The sequence below is a fragment of the Granulicella sibirica genome, from assembly GCF_004115155.1.
Lineage (GTDB): Bacteria > Acidobacteriota > Terriglobia > Terriglobales > Acidobacteriaceae > Edaphobacter > Edaphobacter sibiricus.
Genome location: NZ_RDSM01000001.1, coordinates 1,799,590 through 1,820,047, shown reverse-complemented (window position 1 = coordinate 1,820,047; position 20,458 = coordinate 1,799,590). Strand labels below are relative to the sequence as shown.

Here is a 20,458-nt window from a genome sequence, read left to right as displayed (position 1 = left end):
TCCGTACTCGATGGATTTCGGTCGGGCGATGGCCTACTTTGGGGAATTGGTTCCGAGAGAGATTGCCGGGATGAGCGGAGGCGGAGGCGATCGCACTTTACAATTGGCGGATTATGCCGCCGAAGTCAAACCGTTTCATCGTTCCGCTCCTGCTCTTCGCGGCGCTCGCCGTAGTGGCTTTGAACGCATTTTTTGCATTTAGGGCAGTTGAGGTTCTGGTTAGCAGCGAGTCCTGGGTGCAGCATACCTGGCAGGTGATCTACCAGGTGGAACTGATCATGAGTTCGGCGAAGGACGCCGAGACGGGGAACCGGGGCTTTCTGATCACCGAGGACGCGAGCTATCTGGCCCCCTATTTGTCGGCGCTGAAGGAGTTGCCAGGGGAGCTGGACACCTTCGGGAAGTTGACGGCCGACAACCCGAGCCAAGGGAAGCGGCTGACTGAGATGCGGGCTGTTCTGAACCAGAGACTCACCCTTCTGGCGCAGGGCATTGTTCAACGCCAGTCGGGCGACAGGGATAGTGTGCAGGCCCTCGTGCTGAGCGGCACAGGCAAGGTGGAGATGGATCATCTGCGGGACATCGCCGATTCCATGGAGTCTGAAGAGCGCAGGCTGCTGGTGATCCGGACGGCGCAGACAGCGAACAGTAGCCGCCGGGCGCGGTTTACTCTCGGGATTGCAAGCGCGCTGGACTTCATGCTGATCGTGCTGATGTTCCGGTATTTCGCGAGCGAGCGGGCACAGAGGATGGCATCGGAGGCGGCGGCGGTGGCGCTTGCGAAGTCTCGAGAAGAGGTGGAGCGGAACGCCGCGGAGGTGACGTTGCTGAACCAGACGCTTGAGGAGCGGGTGCGGCTGCGAACGGCGGAGCTGGAGACGACGAACCGGGAGCTCGAGGCGTTCAGTTATTCGGTCTCGCATGATCTGCGGGCCCCGCTGAGAACGATCGACGGGTTCAGCCTCGCGCTCGAAGAAGACTACGCCGAGTTGATCGACGCGACCGGACGCGACTATGTGCGACGGGTGAGGAACGGTGTGCAGCGGATGGGGCAGCTCATCGATGCGCTTCTGCAGCTTTCGCGGATCACGCGGGCGGAGATCGTTCGGTCTGAAGTGGATCTGAGCGCCATGGCAAAGGTGATCGTTGGGAATCTGAAGGAAGAGAACCCGGAACGGAACATCGACTTTGAGGTGGAAGATGGGCTTCGGGGCGAGGCCGACCCGAAGCTTTTGCAGGTGGCGCTTGAGAATCTGCTTGGGAACGCGGTGAAGTTCTCGGCGAAGGTGCCGCATGCGACGATCGTGTTCGGCTGGGATGCGGCGAAGAGCGCGTGGTTTGTGAAAGATAACGGAGCTGGGTTCGACATGTTCTATGCCGATAAGCTGTTCAACGCCTTCAACCGGCTGCATGGCGACAAGGACTTCAAAGGTTCCGGAATTGGGCTTGCAACGGTTGCGCGCGTGATTCGCCGGCACCATGGTTCGATTTGGGCCGAGGGCGTCGTCGATCATGGCGCGACCTTTTGGTTTACGTTAGGATAGCTCCCATGGCAGACGCGACACGGCTTATTCTTTTGGTCGAAGACGACCCGGATCACGAGCTTCTGACGATTCGCGCCTTGAAGAAGTCGAACATTGCGAATGAGGTTTCGGTGGCGCGGGATGGTGCGGAGGCGCTCGAGTTGCTTTTTGGACCGACCCCGATCAAGCCGCAGGTGATTCTTCTGGATTTGAAGCTGCCGAAGGTGGAAGGACTTGAGGTGCTCCGCAGGATCCGTGAGACGCCGGAGACGAAGATGCTTCCGGTCGTCGTGCTGACCTCGTCGGATGAGGAACGTGATGTTGTCCGGAGTTATCAACTCGGGGTCAACAGTTATATCCGCAAGCCGGTCAACTTCAATGACTTCGCGGAAGCCACTCGTCAGCTCGGCATGTACTGGCTGGTGCTCAACGAATGTCCCCCGAGCTAGAACTCCGCCAGCTTAAGGTTCTCCTCGTCGAAGACAACCCTGACGACGCGTTCCTCTTGGAGCGTCATCTGCGGCGACATGGTTTTGCCGTGACGCTGGTGCGGGTTGAGACCGAGACGGAGATGGTGGACGCGCTTTTTTCCGGCGACGGCGCGGCGCTGGAGCCGCCTGACATTGTCTTTGCCGACTACAACCTTCCTCATTTCAGCGGCCCTGCTGCGTTGCAACTTCTCAAGAACGCGGGGCTTGATGTTCCGTTCATCATGATGTCGGGCGCGATCTCGGAGGAGACGGCGGTCGAATCGATGCGCGCCGGGGCGCAGGACTATGTGACGAAGCAGAACCTGGCGCGACTGGTTCCCGCTTTGGAACGCGAGCTCCGCGAGGCCGCGGCGCGGCGCAACCGGATTGCTGCGGAACGCGCGCTGCGGGAGGCGGAGGCGCGATTCCACCGGCTGGTGGAGGCGATGCCGCTCGGACTTCTGATCAGCGATGTGTCTGGGCGAATCGTCTATGCGAATGGAGCGGTGGAGAGGCTGCTTGGATATCCGAACGGATCGATGCTGTCGGGTGAGGTGACGCTTGCGGCAATCTGTCCGTTGCTTGTCGAGCCTCGGCCTCTAGCCGGGACGAATCCAGACGGCAGCTTCGATATGCAGCGGATCGCGGGGGAGCCTTTCGAAGCGACGTGTCTTTCGGCGAGCGGGCAGACGATCGATGTGCTGATCGGCGTCGCACTGCTGAATCCCGAGTCGCCGGATGAAGATCGGCAGATCGCGGCGTTTATCGCTGACCTGACGATGCAGAAGAAGAGTGAGGAGATCCTGCGGCGGACCGAGAAGCTGACCGTCGCGGGGCGTCTCGCGGCGTCGATCGCGCACGAGATCAATAATCCGCTCGAGGCGATCACGAATTGCCTCTACCTTGTAGGGAACTCGGAGCTTCCGGAAGATGCGCGGAACTTCCTGGAGCTTGCGCAGAAGGAACTGGACAGGGTGGCGCAGATCACGGTGCAGACACTGCGGTTCTACCGGCGCTCGACCCAGACGGCGCAGACGGATGTGCACGAGTTGATCGGGACGGTGATGACCCTGCTCGATTCCCGGGTCAAGCGGATGCAGGTCGAGGTGATCCGTGAGTTCGGGGATATTCCCAAGATCCTGGTCCATGATGGCGAGATTCGGCAGGTGCTCGTGAATCTGATCGGAAACGCGATCGATGCATTGCCTGAGGGCGGGCAGCTTCGGCTCAAGACGTCGAACGGCCGGAACTGGGCGACAGGGCAGACGGGCGTGCGGATCTCGGTTGCGGACAATGGGACGGGGATTGGCAACGAGACGCTGAAGCGAATCTTCGAGCCCTTCTTCTCGACGAAGGGGATTACGGGGACGGGGCTTGGGCTTTGGGTGTCGATCGAGATTATGGAAAAGCACCAGGGGACGATGCGGGTGAGGAGCCGGGAGAGGCGTCCGGGTTGTTCAGGCGGAACGGTGTTTTCCTTGTTTATCCCAGCTCAGGCGGCCGTCGCGCCGACGGAAGAAGTTGTTGCGGGTCAGGAGCAGCCTCTTTGAGTTGCGTTCCGGTAAAACCGAGTCTCTGGGCAGTGAGGCAGAGATAGGCGATCTTCGCGGCGGCGGTGGCGTAGTCGAGGCCCTGGGTGCGGATGTTGGAGATGCAGTTGCGCTCGGCGTCGGTGCGTCCGGGGCGCGGATGCCAGGTGATGTAGGCCCCGAGGGAGTCGGGTGAACTGAGGCCGGGGCGCTCGCCGATGAGCATGATCGTGAGTTGAGCGTGGAGGAGCGGGGCGATCTCGTCTCCGAGGGCTACGCGCGCTTGCTCGGCGATGACGACTGGAGTGAAGGCGAAGTGCTCGTTCAGGTGAGGAAGGAGCGCGTCGATCAGGGGGATGGCGTGGCGATCGACCGCCAGCGCGGAGAGGCCGTCGGCCAGGATAAAGGCGAGGCTTGGGGTCACTGTCGGTGAGACCTCGCCTAGGCGTGTGGTTGAGGTTTCGCTCAGCTTGCGTCCGAGGTCGGGGCGGCGGAGGTAGGTGGGACGGTCTGGCGCGGCGGATCTTACGGCTATCGGTTTGAGGCCACGACGGGTCAGCTCCTCGAGGAGCGTGGGCAGGCTGAGGGTTGCGTGGACGGCGTCACGGGCCTGGGCGTGGGAGAGGGAGAAGTCGAGAAGCTCGGCGGTGGTGAGGCTTGAGCCGGTTCGACCGAGGGAGATGCGGGCGGGGGTGAGGTCGCGGAGGCTACGGCCGGGGCGCGTCAGGTCGCTCATGCGCTGAGGAGTGCCTGGACCGAAAGCTGGGGGAGGCGTCCGCTTTCGAGCCACTGCTCGAATTCAGGGGCGGGCCGGAGGTTGAGCAACTTGCGGAGGGTAAGGGCGTCGTGGAACGAGGTGCTCTGGTAGTTGAGCATGATGTCGTCGGCTCCGGGGACGCCCATGATGTAGTTCACGCCAGCGGTTCCGAGCATGACGAGGAGGGCGTCCATGTCGTCCTGGTCGGCCTCAGCGTGGTTGGTGTAGCAGATGTCGCAGCCCATGGGGAGGCCGAGGAGCTTGCCGCAGAAGTGGTCTTCGAGGCCGGCGCGGAGGATCTGCTTGCCGTCGTAGAGGTACTCGGGGCCGATGAAGCCGACCACGGTGTTAACGAGCATGGGCTTGAAGTGGCGAGCGACGGCGTAGGCGCGGGCTTCGAGGGTCTGCTGGTCGACACCATGGTGGGCGTTGGCCGAGAGGGAGCTTCCCTGGCCGGTCTCGAAGTACATGATGTTGGCTTTGGAATCGGGAACGCGGTTGAGGGCGCGGGCCATCTGGTGGCCTTCTTCGAGGAGCGAAAGGCTAACGCCGAAGCTGGTGTTCGTGGCCTCGGTGCCGCCGATCGACTGGAAGAGGAGGTCGAGCGGGGCACCCTGCTCGATGGCCTGCATCTGCGTGGTGATGTGGGCGAGGACGCAGCTTTGCGTGGGGATGGCGAAGCGCTCGCGGGCGCGGTCGATGAGGCGGAGGAGTGTGGTGGTGGATTCGACGTTGTCGGAGACAGGGTTGATGCCGATGACGGCATCTCCGGAGCCGAGGAGGAGGCCGTCGAGCATGCTGGCGGCGATGCCCTCGGGATCGTCGGTGGGGTGGTTTGGCTGGAGGCGGGTGGAGAGGCGTCCGGGCAGGCCGACGGTGGTGCGGAAGCGGGTGACGACGTGGATCTTGCGGGCGACGAGAACTAGGTCCTGCAGGCGCATGAGCTTCGAGACGGCGGCGGCGATCTCGGGCATGAGTCCCGGCGCGAGGGGGGCGAGGCGGCCGGGCGTGGCGTCGTCCGAGAGGAGGAAGTCGCGGAACTCGCCTACGGTGAGGCTCGCGATAGGGGAGAAGGCGGCGACGGCTTCAGGGGTGTGGGCAGTGTCGAGGATGAGCCGGGTGACCTCGTCGTTCTCATAGGGGATGACGGGGTTTTCGAGGAAGTGAGATAGTGGCAGGTCGGCGAGGGCCATCTGGGCGGCAACGCGCTGCTGGGCGGATTCGGCGGCGAGGCCGGCGAGTTGGTCGCCTGAGCGGGCCGGGGTCGCCTTTGCGAGCAGGTCGGCCAGGGTGTCGAAGGTGTAGCGGACACTGCCGACGGTGTGGGTGTGGGGCATTGGTGTCTACGCTAGCAGATGGCGGCTAATCAATAAGCAGAGGATGGGTCGGGAGTGCACTTGATTCGTAGGCAGCTTCGACCAGCGCCATGGTCTCGTAGGCCGACTCGAAGCCGGTGGGCAGGTCGGGGGCGGAGCCTTCAACGTAGGCCTGGAGGGCACCCATGGAGCCCATGAAGGCGTCGGGGAACCAGTTTCCGCTCACCGGGAGGTCATGCCACTGCTTCGTGGGGGAGTCGCGTTCGATGTAGGAGAGGGTGTCGGAGCGGCCGGTGGGATAGTCGAGGTTGACGCCCATGTCCATGCGGATAGCTCCGCCGGTTCCCTCCCACTGGACGAAGCTGCGCTGCGACGTGTCGGCGAGATCGTGGCCGTGGTTGGTGACGACGAAGACGCGCTTCCAGTCGCCGTAGTCGAGGAGGATGGTGGACTTGGTGGCGGCCAGGGTGGGGGTCTGCGGGTTGCGGACGGTGCGGGCGTAGACGCCGACGGGGTTGCCGAGCCAGGAGCGGATGAGGTCGAGGTAGTGGATGGAGTGGTAGAGGATCTCGAGGCGTGGGGCGGTCGAGAGGAAGGTCCAGAGCTTCCACGGCATGTAGACGCGGACCTGGACTTCCATGTCGTGGATCTCGCCGAGCAGGCCCGCTTTGGCGAGGGCGACGGCTCCGAGGTTGTTGGGGGCGTAGCGAAGCTGGAAGTTCACGGCGGCAGTGAGGCCACGGTTGCGGCAGAGGTCGCGAATGGTACGGGCCTGCTCGAGGGTGTCGCCCATGGGCTTCTGGATGAGGACGGCGGCGCCTTTGGGGAGGAGCGGCAGGATGTGCTGAATCTGCGAGGCGGGGACGGCGATGTCGAAGACGGCGTCCTTCGGGGCGAAGGCGATGGCGGCTTCTACGGAATCGAAGGATCGGGCGATGCCGGCTTCGGCGGCTAGCTTGGCGGCGACGCCGGGGGTGCGGTCGGAGAGCGCGATGACGGGGAAGCCGGCCTTGGCGTAGGCGGGGAGATGCGCGTCGCGGATGATGCCGCCCGAGCCGATGGTGACGATGGGGCGTGGAGTCTTCGGGCGGGGTGGCGCGGCGGATGCTACGGCCTGGCGGTAACGCTCGGCGTTCGGGGATTCCATGGGTAGAAGTTTATATGGGCTCCATAGACTCTCTGCGAGGCGTTGTCTGCTCGCTCTCCATAAACCCAAGCGAAGCTATGCTTCAAGAGCACCACATTTCGGAGAGCACGATGTTGACCTCAAGAATCTCGCTGAATTGCGAAAATATCCAAGACTGGCTGTCCTTTCATGAGGAGTTCGCCCGGGTCTTCGGCTTCCCTGATTTTTATGGCAAGAACATGGATGCCTGGATCGACTGTCTTACCTCGCTGGATGTTCCTGCAGATGGCATGTCCGGGGTTCACTGCGAACCCGGCTCTGTTCTCACGGTGCAACTTGAAAATGTAAAGTCGTTCGCACAACGATGCCCGGAGCAGTACATAGCTCTTCTCGAATGCACTGCCTTCGTGAATTGGCGGCGCATTGAGACTGGAAGCTCTTCCGTCCTAACACTCAGCTTCCATAACTGAGAACGTCTACGGCGCGACGTTGGTAGCGGTCGCGGCGGAGAGCTGGTGGATGGCGTTCCATGTGGTGGCGAAGGCGTTCAGGGCGTCGGAGGTGGAGGAGCGGGCGTCGCGGAGGGCGTCGAGATAGTCGATGAGGGCGAGGCCGCCGTGCTCGAAGGAGAACTGCGCGATGGAGAGGATGTCCTTCGACTCGTCGAGGTAGTGCTTGCTGAAACGGTCGGAGAGGGCCTTGGCGCGGGTATAGCCGACCCATGCCTGGTCGACGTCGGAGAGGACCTGGTTGCGGGCGGCGGTCTGCGAGAGGCGGGAGGCGTCGGCCTGGTAGCGGGCGGTCTGCTTGTTGCCGTGGTTGCGGTCGAAGAGGCGCAAGGGAATGTTGACGGAGAAGCCGGCTGAGTTGTCGGTGCCGGCGCGGTCGTACTCGCCTTCGAGGGTTGGGTCGGTGGTTCCGTTGGCGACGGCGAGGCGGGCGTTGGCTTCGGCGGCTCCGACGGCGGCCTGGGCTGCTGCGAGGTCTGGACGTTTCGCGAGGGCCTGCTGGATGAGGGCGGCGCGGGTTCCCGAAACGATGGGTGGGACGATGTCGCCGGCGATGTCGAAGTCTTCGACCGGGGTTTCGACGCCGATAAGGGTCTGGAGCTGGTCGCTGGCCTGGAGGACGGTGATCTCGTTGTTGGCGGCGTCCGATTCGAAGCTGCCGAGTTGGAGGTCGAGGCGCTCGTAGTCGAGCTTGCCGAGGTCTCCGGCTTTGTAGCGATCGAGGCTGATCTCGACTTCGTGGCGATAGTCCTTGAGGCTGGCGTTGGCGAGCTCGAGCGCTTCCTTGGCTACCAGCATCTTGGTGAAGGCCTGCTTAATGGTGAGGACGGTTTGCCGGACAGTGTCTTCGAGCTGTGCCTGGGTTTGACCGGTGGTGGCTTTGGCAGCATCGATGCGCCAACGGCGCTTCTCACCGCGCTCAAAGAGGCGTGAGACCTGGGCGCTGTAGGAGTAGGGGTTGGCGGAGCCTTCTGCGGGGAGGGTGACGTCGGTGCCGTAGATGGTGAGGTAGGGGTTGGCGCGGACGGCCGCCTGGACCTCCTGGGCTCGGACGGCCCGGAGATTGGCCTGGGCGGCGAGGAGCGTCGGATTGTGATCCTGAGCCATGGCGATGATCTGCTGGAGGGTGAAGGCTCCGGGCCTGGAGACGGGAGGCTTGCGCGGGTCTGGGCCGAGGCTGGCTCCGGCGGCGTAGGCGGCTGCGGGGCTCTGGGCGGTACCGTTGGACTGCGAACCGCTGGTCTGGGCGGGTGTGCCCTGGTCCGAGCCGGACCGGTCGGCGGCGGCTCCGCGTGAGGCTGCGCCCGAGGCTCCAGGCGATCCGGCGGCGCTTCCACCGGCGGCTCCGGCTCCGGTCCCGCTGCCTGCACCACCGCCCGCTTGGGCCAGGATCGCGGCGTGTGGCGTGAGGGTCAGAAGGGCAAGGAGCGCGGCTTTGCCGAACCGGGTTGGGTTAGTCGATTGCGGTCTCAATGCTCAAACTCCGTGTTCGGCGCGGGAAGGACGTCGGTGTCGCGCGCGATCCAGACATACAGGGTGGGCAGAAGGAAGACGCTGATGAGCAGCGCGCCGACCAGGCCCCCAACAATGACGATAGCGAAGGGACGCTGCGAGTCGGACCCGATGCCATGGGAGGTAGCTGCGGGGAGGAGGCCGAGGGTCGCTACCAGCATGGTCATCATGATGGGACGCAGGCGGAGCACCGCGCCTTCGATGGCGGCCTGCTCGACGCTGAAGCCGCTGGCTCGCATCTGGTTGATGTACTCGAGCATGATGATGCCGGTCTGGACCGAGACGCCGAAGAGCGCGAGGAAACCGACGCCCGACGAGACGCTGAAGTGGGTATGGCTTAGCAGAAGTGCGAGCATGCCGCCAAAGGGCGCCATCGCCACGTTCGCGAGGATGAGGATCGCCCACTTGAAGGAGCTGAACATGGTGTAGAGGATCAGGAAGATCAACATGATCGTGAGGGGTAGGACGATCATGAGGCGGCGCGAGCTCCGTTTCTGGCTCTCATATTCGCCCGCCCAATCGATCTTGTATCCCGGGGGAAGTTGGACCTGTTTCCCGACCTTGGCGATGGCCTCTTCGACGGTGCTGCCGAGGTCGCGATTGCGCACGCTGTACTTGATGGCGACGTAGCGGAGGCCGCCTTCGCGCCCGATCTGCTCGGCCCCATCTTCGATGTGCTGCGTGGTGACCTGGGCGAGGGAGACGCGTTCGCCGGTGGGCGAGAGGATGCGGATGTTGGCGATGGATTCGGGAGTGTTGCGGTACGAGGGGCTGTAGCGCGGGGTGACGTCGTAGCGAGCATCGCCTTCGAGGACCTGGGTGACGGCAGCACCTCCGACGGCCGATTCGATGGCGTCCTGGATGTCGGAGACATTGATGCCGAAGCGGGCGGCGGCCTGGCGATCGACGGTGAAGTTCAGGTTGGGCTGGCCGATCACGCGGAAGAGCCCGAGATCGGCGACGCCCTTGATGTTCTGCATCACGTTGACGATCTCGTCGCCCTTGGCTTCGAGGGTCTTGAGGTCGGTGCCGTAGAGCTTGACGGCGAGTTCGCCCTTGACGCCGCTGACGGCCTCTTCCACGTTGTCCGAGATCGGCTGAGAGAAGTTCCAGATGACTCCTGGGGCTTTATCCAGTTCGCGATTCATCGCGCCGATCAGCTCTTCCTTGTTCTCCTTGAAGACTGGGCGCCACTCGGCTTTGGGCTTCAGGTCGACGAAATATTCCGTGTTGAAGAAGCCGGTGGTGTCGGTTCCGTCGTCGGGCCGGCCAATCTGGCTGACGACTTGTTTGACCTCGGGAAACGATGCGAGGACGACGCGAGCGTGATTGGCCACTTCGCGGCTCTCGGTGGGGCCGGTGCTTGGGGCGAGGGTTCCGCGGACCCAGATCGCGCCCTCGTCGAGATGCGGAAGGAACTCGGAGCCGACGATGCCGGAGGTTCCGAGATAGACGGTCGCCGCGAAGGCCGCAATGGCGACGCCGAAGGTAACGGGGCGGTGCTCGATCGCCCATTGGGCGGAGTGACGGTAGCCGTTCGTGATCCAGCGAAGAACTGGGTTCTCCCACTCGGTGGTGCCCTTGCGGAAGAGGAAGCTGGCGAGCACGGGGGCGAGGATGATCGAGAAGATAAGTGCGCCGAGGAGAGCGAAGGCGACCGTCCACGACATTGGCTTGAAGAGACGGCCTTCGACCGATTGCAGAGTGAAGATGGGCAAATAGGCCGTGATGATGATGCCGATGGCGTAGAAGACGGGCCGCTGGACTTCGTAGGCGGCTTCGCGGATCTGCTGCATCGGGGTCATGTCTTCGCGGCGTCCGTGGCTCAGGTGGCGGACGATGTTTTCGATCATGACGACCGCACCGTCGACGACCATGCCGAAGTCGAGCGCGCCGAGGGAGAGCAGGTTGGCCGGGATGTGGCGGAGATCGAGGCAGATCGAAGCGAACAGGAGCGAAAACGGAATCGTCAAGGCGACGATGAGCGCACCGCGCAGGTTGCCGAGGAAGACGAAGAGGATGATGACGACGAGGATGATGCCCTCGGTCAGGTTGTGCAGGACGGTGTGGGTCGTCAGATGCAGGAGGTCGCTGCGATCGAGGAACGGAACAACCTTCACGCCCTTGGGAAGGACGTGCTCGTTCAGTTCCTTGACCTTGGCGTGGATGGCCTCGAGTGTCTCGTCGGAGTTGTCGCCTTTTTGCAGGAGCAGGGTGCCTTCCACGGCGTCCTGGTTGTCGTCGTACTTGCCGTCCTGGCGGCGGATGGTGCGGCCGATCTGGCCGAGGCGAATCTTTGGTCCCTGCACAACGGTGGCGACGTCGCTGACGCGGAGGGCGGTGCCGTTCTGGCTCTTAAGGACCGTTTGGGCGATGTCGTCCACGTTGCGGAAGAGGCCGACTTCCCGGACGTTGATCTGCTGTTGGCCGGTCTCGATGAAGCTTCCACCGGCGTTGACGTTGTTGGCGATCAACTGCTGTTTGACCTGGCCGACGGTAAGGCCGTACTGGATGAGCTTCTCTGGGTCGAGAATGACCTGATACTCGCGGGTGACGCCCCCGAAGCTCGCCACGTCGACGACACCGGGAACGCTGCGGAACTGGCGTTCGAGGGTCCAGTCCTCGAGGCCCTTGAGCGCCATGGTGTCGTAGGCGGGGTTTGAGCTTTCGAGGGTGTACCAGAAGATCTGGCCGACGGGACTCCAGTCGGTACCGATCTGGGGTTGAAGACCGTTCGGGAGGGTTACTTGCGAGAGGCGTTCCAGGACCTTCTCGCGGTTCCAATCGTTTTCGCTCTCGTCGTCGAAGATCATCGTCAGGCTGGAGAGACCTGCGAGCGAGGTAGAGCGCAGGTGGGTCATGTGCGGAATGCCCGCCATGCCGATCTCGAGGGGAACCGTGACTTGCTGCTCGACCTCTTCGGCCGCGCGTCCGGGCCACTGGGTGATGACCGTGACGTAGTTGTTGGCGACGTCGGGGTAGGCCTCAACGGGGAGGTTGTGGAACGAGATCGCGCCCCAGCCAAAGAGAAGGACGGCGATGATCAGGATGATGAAGCGGTTGTTGAGCGCGAAATCGACGATCTTCCGGATCATTACTGTGCCGCCGTGTTCTGCAGATCCAGAGCGTTCGAGACGACCTGGGCGCCGGAGGCGAGGCCGCTCGATACTTCGAGCATGTTGCCGTCGAGGGGGGCGCCTGCCTTGATCTGGACGCGCCGGAAGGTTCCCGCCGATCCGCCGGGCTCGAAGACGTACTCGCGGTCGTGCAGGTGGAGCACGGCGGCGGCGGGAACCGCCACCTTCATCTCGGCCTTCGAGCCATGGAAGGTGGCGGTGGCGAACATGCCGATGCGAAGCAGGCTGCCGGGGTTCTGGACCTGGATGCGGACCTTCGCGGTCCGGATCGCGGGATCGAGGACCGCGCCGATGTCGCTGACTGTGCCGGTGAGGACTTTGCCCGGAAAGGCGGAGAGACGGATCTCGGCAGCTTCACCCAGGTGGACGGTAGCGAGGTCGTTCTCGTAGACATCGCAGACGACCCAGACGTGCGAGAGGTCGGCGATCGTGAGCGAGCCTGCGGCCCCGGCAAAGGTGATCCCGGCTGCACCGGCCGCAGTGACGTTCTGCGAGATGATGACGCCGGAGGCGGGGGCATAGACCCGGACCGTGTCGCCGGGGTGATCCTTGTCGACGCCGAGGATGCGAAGTTGTTGTTCGGCTGCTACGAGGGCCGTCCTGGCATCGTCTTCGCCGTTCTGGGCGATTTCGAGCTGGCTCTGGGCGATGGCTCCCTTATCGAAGAGGAGCTTGTCGCGATCAAGAACGACCTTGGTCAGGCGCTCGTCGTTAACGGCCTTGAGGTATCCGGCGAAGGCGGTCGAGATATCGGGGCTCTGTACCTCCATCACGAGCTGGCCCTTGTGGACGTAGTCACCGAGACCGACGTGGAGCGCGACTACGCGACCGTTGGCCAGCGAAAGGACGGGTAGCTCGCGGGAGACGTCCGGCGAAACCTGGCCGGTGACGTTCAACGTGCTGACCGACTGGCGGGTGATGGCAGTCGTGAGGGGGAACTGCTGAGGCTGATCAACCTTGACGAGGCCGGCCTCGCCGCTGGGGACGACGGAAGGAGCGGAGGGAGGCGCCTCGGCGGATTCGCGGTTCGCCTCCTCGTGCTTTTGACAGCCGGCTAGGAGCAGGCCGAGCGTCGCCACGCAAAGCACGGGACGCAGTGTGAGGAAGAAACCGTGTGGTCGAATCGGGGTGCTTCCCATCTGTGCCATTAAACTCAGCTTATCCTGTCTTTCACGCGCGGGTATGCCTTGTCGCAGCCCGGCTTTTCCGTGGAACCCGTAATCTGCTGATTCGACGTTCCCTGGTTTCAGAAATTCTCAATTCTTTAAGGACGTTCCAGCGAGCGAAGCGGGAGCCGGGATCGTCTGCCCTTTCGTTTGCCCGTTCGCGCGCATTTCTACTGACGTTCCAAGTGCCTTCGAAGTTCCGTGAGAGCCGCGGGTCAATGTCCTTTGCCAACAAGGCGGTCCGACGGAATGAGTCGCTGTCCTGTCCGTGGAGTGGTCCTATACTCGAAGGCACCTGCGGATCGCCATGAACGAAGAACCAACCCTTCCTCTTCCGACTGAACCTTCGAGCACGGCGTCTGTTTCGGCGGCGAGCCGGAAGTGGGGCGGATTTGAGCTGCTGGCGCGGGTGGGTCATGGAGGATTTGGGGAGGTGTATCGGGCGTGGGATCCGCACCTGCGGCGCGAGGTGGCGCTGAAGCTTTTGTTGCCAGGAGTCGTGGGAGGTGACCAGGAATACCAGATGATGCTCCGGGAGGCCCGCGCGCTGGCGTCGGTGCAGCATCCGAATATCGTGCATGTATACGGGATCGACCGGCACGATGGCCGCGTGGGGTTCTGGACGGACTTTGTGCGGGGGAAAACACTGTCGGTTCTGCTCGGCGATCAGGGGCCGTTTGGCTACCGCGAGGCGGCGCTGATCGGGCTGGATGTCACGAAGGCGTTGAGCGCCGTGCATCGGGCTGGAATTCTCCACAGGGACATCAAGGCGGAGAACGTGATGCGCGAGGAAGGTGGCCGCATCCTGCTGATGGACTTTGGGCTAAGTGCGCTGCCACAGAGAGCGGCAAATCTTGCGGGTACGCCAAACTACATGGCTCCGGAGTTATTCGTGGGGAGCCCGCCGAGCGCGGCGACCGACGTATACGCGATCGGCGTGCTGCTTTACTTTCTCGTTTCAGGCACGCATCCTGCAAAGCTGACTGGCCTGAGTCTTGAGCAGATGAAGGCTGCGCTGCGGAAGCGGACACCGCTGGTGGATGTGCGTTCGGATCTGCCGGAGGGCTTTCTGCGCGTAGTGAACACCGCGATGGAGTCCGATCCGTCGAGGCGGTTTTCGAGCGCGGGGCGGTTGGCCGAGGCGCTGGCCGAGACTCTTGGCTCCGGCGCGACGTCAGCCTCCTCCGAAGTCATTCCTCCGAAGAAGAGGGCGAGGGTGGCTGTCTTTGCCGGGGCGGGGGTCTTGCTTCTTCTGATCGCTGGCGGGGCCTGGAAGTTTGAAGGAAGCAGACGATCCTCGCCTGCGTCGGCCGGAACTTCGGTGAGCGATGACGACCTCTACCAGAGAGCGGAGGGGCTTCTGCTGAGGTCGTATCAGGAAGCGAACACGGTCGAGGCGGTGAAGGAGTTTCAGGCTCTGCTGGCTGCGAATCCCAACTATGCGCTTGCGCAGGCTGGTTTGGGCACCGCTTACTTCATTCAGTACCGCGGCAGCGATGATCCGAGGCTTCTCGAGATGGCGAAGGCCGCGACGAGCCGGGCGATTCAACTGGATCCGAATATCGCTCCCCCCTACGTCACCTTGGCCAGAATCGCGGCGATGGAAGGTCAGAACGCGCTTGCGATGCAGCAGGCGCAGAAGGCGATGTCGATCGACAAGCGCAATGCCGATGCGTACCGTGCGCTGTCGGAGGTATACGACGCCGAGGGACGCGGCGACGATGCGCTTGCCTCGATGCAGAAGGCAGCGGATCTTGCGCCCGATGATTGGCGCTGGGCGATGAATCTGGGTGGACTTTATCTGAAGGCCGGGCGGCTGGATGAGGCGGCACAGGAGTACAAAAAGAGCGCGGACCTGGCGAAGGATAACGCCACCGCTTACTACGACCTTGGGCTTGTTGCGATGCGCAGGAACAAGCTGGATGAGGCACGCGCCAGCCTCGAACGGTCGTTGGCGATTGAGCCGAATGCTGGTACGTACGAGTTACTCGGCGAACTTCTTGTCCTTCAGGGTAAGTATGGAGAAGCGGTCACCACAGGTAAGAAGGCCGCGGGGTTAAGTCCGAATGACTACCGGATCTGGGGCGATCTGGGTGGCGCTTATCTGATGACACCCGACGGTCACGAAAAAGCCATGGAAGCTTTTCGGAAGGCGGTCACGACGGCGGAAGAGGCGAGAAAAAAGGAACCGAATAACCCGGAACTGCTTGTACTGCTCGCCGATGCGTACGCATGGCTTGGCGAGAAGGATCGAAGCGCTGTGCTCCTGCGGCAGACGCTGACACTTTCTAGCGATGATCCCAATATCGACTACCGCGCCGGGGCGACGTACGAGATACTCGGTCAGCGGGACACTGCGATGCGGCTTATAGCGAAGGCGCTGGCACGTGGCGCGTATGTCGCGGATTTTGAGCGCGATCCTTATCTCGCGGGACTTAGAAAAGATCCTGCCTTTACCGGAATTCTCGCGGACGCAAAGAGCAAGAATGCTGTGGACACCCCGAAAAAAAGGGCATAACGTCGTCACACCATGGCTACGACGACGATCCTCTTCGCCACTGATGAAGTAGTTCCAACCCCAAGTGTCTCGTCCGTTCACGTGGTGAGCGGAGATGGGATTCATCTTGCGATCGAGGGTGACGGCACGGCTGTCCTCTACTTTTCGGCCGACCTGGCCAAGATACTCTCCCCCGCACCGGAGAGCACCTTTGTGCTGAGCGGCACCACCGAGGTGACATACACCTTTACGTCGTCGGAAGAGGGTATGTATCAGATCCTGGTTAGTGGAGAGAATGAGGGCAAGCCGCATTTCACGGCGCCGGCTTCTTCCTATCTCGAAATCACCCGGATGTTGAGCTCTGGAGACGCCGGGCTTCCAATACCATTCGGCGGAAGCAGGGGAAACAACGCAAAGACCGTCAAACCCTAAGGCAGATTTGCTCAGGCGAACTTCTCTACCTTGAGGCGCGCCGCAGGGTCGCCCAAGAGGATGAAGTTTTTCAGATCGTCGCGGGAGACGACGAGGCGGGCATACGCAGCACGTTTCTGGGCAGCGGCTGCAGTCGTTCCGGTGGGGGGCTTCGCCGACCCGGCGGATGCGCTTAAGGATGTCCAGACGCTCGTAAGGGAGTCCGCGGCGCGGCCGACTCTCATGCCGTCCATCAGGTATTCGAGAGGGGAAGCGATGACCTGCGTTTGTGGGGTGTCATCGGTGGTGAGGAACGAGTCGCAGTGCGCGATGTCGACGTGCCCTAGAACGGCGAGGGCTCCTTTGGCAAGAAGCGTCTGCGGTAGCCGCGAGATCATGTCCTCGTCGGCGATGCGAACGAGCGAACCGTCTTCGTTGCGGGTGTAGCTATCGAAGGCGGGACATCCTCCGCTATAACAGGCGAAGAGGAAGACCATCGCTCCCTGGAGGTTCGCGGTTGCCGGGACGTCATCGGCCGAGAAGGAGTTAGAAGAGTCGAGGGCAGCGCCGTCTGACCACTCCTGCGTGATGAGGGACCCTTGCATCCTGCGCTGGATTTCCGGGACCGCTCCCCAGTAGTCGGCGCCGTGCGATCCGGTGAAGAGGATGGCGGGGCTCTGCGGACCGCCGGAGAGCAGTTTCTGAAGCTGTGGCTTGGTGGCCTGGGCCGATACGTAGTAGTCGACAGGGAAGGAACGGGAAGCGCCGAGAGCTTCGCCTGGATCTGGATTGTCGAAGGCTTGCTTGAGTGTGCTCGAGAGAAGGTCGGTGGGCTGGTCCTTCGGATTGCGGGTCATCCAGCATGCCGCCTTCTTTGCCTGCGCGGGGGTGAAGGACTCAGATTCGTACTGGACGATGCTGGCGGCGTAGCGGCCGTAGTCGGCGATATCGTTGAAGTACAGACGGCCGACCGCCCATTGCATCTTGAGCTTGTTCTGGAACTCGAAGGAGATGTCCTGCGGGGAGCCGACGAGAAGAAGGTAGTACGGCACCTTGCCCCTGGGGTGGACGGGTGCGTTCAGTGTGACCCCTCGGCTATAGGCCCAGGCCTCCGCGGTGAGGTTCGGCGTGACGCCGTTCTGAGGGCCTTCGAAGATCCGGAAGAGATCGGCCGACTGCACCTGCGATCGGCGAAGATCGATCAGCGGTTGGAGCTGCGCCTTGATGAGTTCGGCCTGTGGGTTGGTGGCGAAGATGATGCCCCACCCAGCCATGGTCAGGTCCTGCGGATTCGGAACGCTGGAGTCGGTACCAAGGATCTTGCCGGATTTCTTGCGCTTGTCCGCGTTGGGCAGATCGGGTGGCAGGTGGGGAACGTCCGCATCTGTGAGCGGCGGACGTACCCGGGAGGTGGCGGCGCGAACGCAGAGAGGCATAGGGAACGCATTGGAGGTCATAAGGCAATCCTTTGCTGGGCCCGGGATACGTTAGATATCGATGCGACACTCCGGTGACGAAAAGATGATCGGCTTCGGGGCGTCGGCGGGAGCATTGGGGCCGACGGCGAAGGCGATCTTTCCCGATGGATTCACGCCGTGGAGATTCCACTGGTCGCCGTCGCGGGTGATCTCCTGCACGACGAAGCCGAAGGTGACCGCGTCGGGACCGGTGAAGGTAAGCGTGGAGTTCGAAGAGTTGGTTGGCGCGACCTTGATTGTGGCCCCGACTGCTCCCTGGATCGCGGGTACGTCGATTCCGACGTCGGTTCCGTTGGCATCCGTCGCCGAAACCGAAATGGACGCGGACTTGAGGACTGACGTGATCAGGTAGGCGTGGGAATCCGGATTGAAGAAGTAATTTCTTACGACCGGGTTATCCGTCTTGAGCGTTCCTTCGGTGAGGTAGTTCCCGGCCTCGACCGTCTGGATTGTCGTGAGCGTCACACCGGTATAGGCGAACTGGACGCTGCGCGCGCTATGGAAGGCGAGCTTGAGCGATGGGGCGGAAGCGCCGAGCGCCTGCAGGGCTCCGGCGAGCACATCGAGTCCGAGCGAGAGGTCGAGCGAGTCGGTCTTCTGGCCGTTCACATTCGGCATAGCGCGTGGAGGTGAAGGCACGGGTGCAGGCTCAGTGCTCGTCCAGATGGCGCTGATGGGCCCGATGATCTGGGTCGTTTCGTCCCGTCCGACCAGGTCCATCACCTCGATCCCCGCACGCGGCATTTTGACGACGTTATATCCGTAGCTGTTGAGATATGTGATGCTCGGGTCCGTCTTCTTCATCGATCCGGCCTTGAGAGCGAGATGGGCTGCTCGCAAAGCGTACACCAAATCGGCGCACCGGAATACTCAGTTAAATCAGTCTCGGCAGACGATGCCGCTATGATGCAAGGGATGGGCCGAGGCCCAAACCAATCCAGCGGACAAGGGAACGAAGATGTCAGAGAACTATCAAAGCAAAGACGTTTGGAGTCGCACAACAAGCATTCACGGCTTCCCCATCGACGAACTCCGCTCGGTGCTCCAGAAGAGCATTCGCCGCGGGCGCGTGGAAGAGGCTGCTATTGCAGCCTATGAGTTCTTTGCCTCGGGAGCGGAGGCGGAAGAGGTGCTATGGCGGAGGCTTGAGATCATCGCGACCGAAGATGTCGGGCTCGGGATGCCGGCCGCTCCGTCGATTATCAACGCGCTCTATCTGCAGGCTGGGCGCATGGTCGATCCCGGCGATCGCTGGATCTACTGCGCGCACGCCGTGCGCCTGCTTGCGACGGCGCCGAAGGACAACATGTCGATGGAGCTCTCGGGTTGGACGCGCGAGGTGGTCGAACGCGGCGAGCGCAAGGTAGAGGTGGAAGACTTCATGGTCGACCTGCATACGCGGCGCGGATCGAGCATGGGCCGGACGGTAGCCCACTGGTGGAACGATGGAGCGAAGCTGGAGAACCGTATGCCGGGCTACGATCCGAAGTGGGGTAACTATCTTCGCAAGCTTGCCGGTGCCAAGGTTGATGAAAGATGGTGAGCTACTCGGCAAAGCGCATCTTGACCTTTGCTTCGAGCGCGGTGCTTGCTTCGTAGAGAGCCGTTGAAAGAACCATCGCAATCACGCTTGCACCCATGGCACGATGCAGATTAAACATCTGCATCGTGACCGCGAACATCGCGCCAAGGCCGCCTGTCTGCATCAGGAACTCGGCCACGACCGTTACGAGAATGCTGTAGGCCGAGCCGACGCGAAGGGCGACGGCGAGCTCCGGTATAGCGGCAGGTAAAGCCAGCAGCGTGAGTCGCTTCAAGCGTGATGCCTGCAGCGTGTGAAAGAACTCGAGCGACCGGCGCGGAAGACGATTCAGTCCGGAGCCCGCATAGACGAAGCTCGGGAAGAAGGTCATGATCATCACCGTGAGGAGTTCCGTTCTGCTCTCGTAGCCGAAGATCCTCGCGAGCAGCGGGATGAGGCAGACGATCGGGGTCGCGGTAAGCAGAAGCGCGGCGGGTTGCAGAAGACCGGTGAGCAGCTTCGATGTCCAGCACACGACCGCAAGGGCTACGCCCGCGATCATGCCGAGCGCGAGACCGCCAACAGCAAAGCCGAGCGTCCACAGCGCCGGGCCGAGATAGACGGGCGCGTGCAGCGCTATATCCTGCAGCACGGAGAATGGCGAGACTACAACGATCCTGTTGTAGTTCGTCGTCATCACCCATGCCTGCCAGAGTGCGAGAAGCAGGAGTACAGCCCACGACTTCCTGAAGAGACGGCCGATCACGAGCGCCTCCGGTCGACGACTTGCTCCACGAGGCCGATGACTCCGTATCCGGTGAGCGAGATCGCCGCAACGACCAGAACAGCGGCCCACATCAACGGTATCTGGAAGTTCTGCATCGTGTTAAGGATGACGATGCCGAGGCCGGTGGGCGCACCGAACCACTCTCCGACAACGGCTCCGATCATCGCCGTCGTGACCGCGAGCTTCATTCCACTGAGAAGCGCGGGCAGGGCAGAGACTGCGTCGAGATAGAGGAGACGCTTCCACCTGCCCGCCCCGCTCGCGCGAAAGAACTCAACGAGGCGTCGGTCGGCGGAGCGAGGCCGGTGGTCGCGGCGACATAGATGAGGAAGAAGACAGGGATTGCCGCGAGCAGAGCCGGTGTTGCTTGCCTGCCCGCCGTGATGATGAGGACCGGACCAAGCGCGATTGCGGGAACGGCATTCACTACAACTGCGAGACGGTCGAGGCCGGGTCTCAGCGCGGGGGTAAGATATGTCACCAAAGCCGCTACGATTCCGAGACATGTGCCCGCGAGGAGTCCGATGCCAGCCGAAGAGGCTGTGGCGAGTGTTGCGCGAAGAAGGAGCGCACGACGTCCGTTCGCTCCATAGACTGCGAGGACATCAGTCAGCGCGGGAAGCGTCTTGCCCGCCACGCCCATCTTTCCGGCAGCCTGCCAGATCAGCAGAAGAAGCACGAAGCCGCTCACCTGGTAGAGTATGCGTCGGATGTCTTC

17 protein-coding genes are annotated in these 20,458 nt (G+C 62.6%); 7 read left to right on the top strand and 10 right to left on the bottom strand.

What is annotated here, in order from left to right; all coding sequences use genetic code 11:
* The first annotated feature begins 113 nt into the window (after positions 1-113).
* Genes GRAN_RS07585 through GRAN_RS07575 form a run of 3 tightly spaced genes read left to right on the top strand, consistent with a single transcriptional unit; the run spans position 114 to position 3,543 of the window.
* Positions 114-1,544 carry a sensor histidine kinase gene (locus GRAN_RS07585; RefSeq protein ID WP_128912314.1) on the top strand — a complete coding sequence of 477 codons (1,431 nt, stop codon included), beginning with the start codon at positions 114-116 and terminating at the stop codon, positions 1,542-1,544.
* A gap of 5 nt (positions 1,545-1,549) precedes the next feature.
* A complete protein-coding gene (locus tag GRAN_RS07580; RefSeq protein ID WP_128912313.1) occupies positions 1,550-1,972 on the top strand; it encodes a response regulator in 423 nt (140 codons plus the stop codon).
* A complete protein-coding gene (locus GRAN_RS07575; RefSeq protein WP_128912312.1) occupies positions 1,957-3,543 on the top strand; it encodes a hybrid sensor histidine kinase/response regulator in 1,587 nt (528 codons plus the stop codon). Before GRAN_RS07580 ends, GRAN_RS07575 begins: the two co-directional genes overlap by 16 nt.
* Here GRAN_RS07575 and eutC read toward each other — a convergent pair.
* The 3 genes from eutC to GRAN_RS07560 are packed head-to-tail and all read right to left on the bottom strand — an operon-like array spanning position 3,476 to position 6,742.
* Positions 3,476-4,258 carry an ethanolamine ammonia-lyase subunit EutC gene (gene eutC / locus GRAN_RS07570; RefSeq protein WP_128912311.1) on the bottom strand — a complete coding sequence of 261 codons (783 nt, stop codon included), beginning with the start codon at positions 4,256-4,258 and terminating at the stop codon, positions 3,476-3,478. The two genes, GRAN_RS07575 and eutC, sit on opposite strands and share 68 nt — an antisense overlap.
* A complete protein-coding gene (locus GRAN_RS07565) occupies positions 4,255-5,616 on the bottom strand; it encodes an ethanolamine ammonia-lyase subunit EutB (protein ID WP_128912310.1) in 1,362 nt (453 codons plus the stop codon). The genes eutC and GRAN_RS07565 overlap by 4 nt, the downstream gene beginning before the upstream one ends.
* A gap of 25 nt (positions 5,617-5,641) precedes the next feature.
* Entirely contained in the window at positions 5,642-6,742 is a 1,101-nt protein-coding gene (locus tag GRAN_RS07560; RefSeq protein ID WP_128912309.1) for a Gfo/Idh/MocA family protein, read from the bottom strand.
* Positions 6,743-6,756: 14 nt separating this feature from the next.
* Between GRAN_RS07560 and GRAN_RS07555 the strand changes: the two genes are divergently transcribed.
* On the top strand, positions 6,757-7,191 hold the full coding sequence (locus tag GRAN_RS07555) for a barstar family protein (RefSeq protein WP_241654396.1): 435 nt from the start codon (positions 6,757-6,759) through the stop codon (positions 7,189-7,191).
* Positions 7,192-7,197: 6 nt separating this feature from the next.
* On the opposite strand, the gene GRAN_RS07550 is transcribed toward GRAN_RS07555, so the two are convergent.
* From GRAN_RS07550 to GRAN_RS07540, 3 genes are read right to left on the bottom strand one after another with little or no spacing between them, the layout of a single operon-like run.
* Positions 7,198-8,703: a TolC family protein gene (locus GRAN_RS07550; protein ID WP_241654395.1), complete on the bottom strand. Its 1,506-nt coding sequence runs from the start codon at positions 8,701-8,703 to the stop codon at positions 7,198-7,200.
* Positions 8,700-11,837, bottom strand: a complete 3,138-nt coding sequence (locus GRAN_RS07545; RefSeq protein WP_128912307.1) for an efflux RND transporter permease subunit — start codon at positions 11,835-11,837, stop codon at positions 8,700-8,702. Before GRAN_RS07545 ends, GRAN_RS07550 begins: the two co-directional genes overlap by 4 nt.
* A complete protein-coding gene (locus GRAN_RS07540; RefSeq protein ID WP_128912306.1) occupies positions 11,837-13,027 on the bottom strand; it encodes an efflux RND transporter periplasmic adaptor subunit in 1,191 nt (396 codons plus the stop codon). Before GRAN_RS07540 ends, GRAN_RS07545 begins: the two co-directional genes overlap by 1 nt.
* A gap of 325 nt (positions 13,028-13,352) precedes the next feature.
* Here GRAN_RS07540 and GRAN_RS07535 point away from each other — a divergent pair, with 325 nt between their 5' ends.
* A complete protein-coding gene (locus GRAN_RS07535) occupies positions 13,353-15,563 on the top strand; it encodes a serine/threonine-protein kinase (RefSeq protein ID WP_128912305.1) in 2,211 nt (736 codons plus the stop codon).
* A 12-nt stretch (positions 15,564-15,575) separates the two neighbouring features.
* Positions 15,576-15,974 (top strand): hypothetical protein, encoded by a 399-nt coding sequence (locus tag GRAN_RS07530; RefSeq protein ID WP_128912304.1) that lies wholly within the window; start codon positions 15,576-15,578, stop codon positions 15,972-15,974.
* Between the two features lie 11 nt (positions 15,975-15,985).
* Here the strand turns inward: GRAN_RS07530 and GRAN_RS07525 are convergent, their stop codons facing one another.
* Both GRAN_RS07525 and GRAN_RS07520 read right to left on the bottom strand, forming a co-directional pair.
* Positions 15,986-17,410 (bottom strand): C25 family cysteine peptidase, encoded by a 1,425-nt coding sequence (locus GRAN_RS07525; RefSeq protein WP_128912303.1) that lies wholly within the window; start codon positions 17,408-17,410, stop codon positions 15,986-15,988.
* Between the two features lie 30 nt (positions 17,411-17,440).
* The gene (locus tag GRAN_RS07520) at positions 17,441-18,235 is read right to left on the bottom strand and encodes a gasdermin (protein WP_128912302.1); all 795 of its coding nucleotides are present in this window, start codon (positions 18,233-18,235) and stop codon (positions 17,441-17,443) included.
* Between the two features lie 154 nt (positions 18,236-18,389).
* Here GRAN_RS07520 and GRAN_RS07515 point away from each other — a divergent pair, with 154 nt between their 5' ends.
* Positions 18,390-18,974, top strand: a complete 585-nt coding sequence (locus tag GRAN_RS07515; RefSeq protein WP_128912301.1) for an AAA family ATPase — start codon at positions 18,390-18,392, stop codon at positions 18,972-18,974.
* A gap of 1 nt (position 18,975) precedes the next feature.
* On the opposite strand, the gene GRAN_RS07510 is transcribed toward GRAN_RS07515, so the two are convergent.
* Together GRAN_RS07510 and GRAN_RS07505 are read right to left on the bottom strand one after the other, a co-directional pair.
* Positions 18,976-19,719, bottom strand: coding sequence for an ABC transporter permease (locus GRAN_RS07510; RefSeq protein ID WP_128912300.1), 744 nt, complete (start codon positions 19,717-19,719; stop codon positions 18,976-18,978).
* A complete protein-coding gene (locus tag GRAN_RS07505) occupies positions 19,716-20,246 on the bottom strand; it encodes an ABC transporter permease (protein WP_128912299.1) in 531 nt (176 codons plus the stop codon). The genes GRAN_RS07510 and GRAN_RS07505 overlap by 4 nt, the downstream gene beginning before the upstream one ends.
* Positions 20,247-20,458 lie beyond the last annotated feature (212 nt).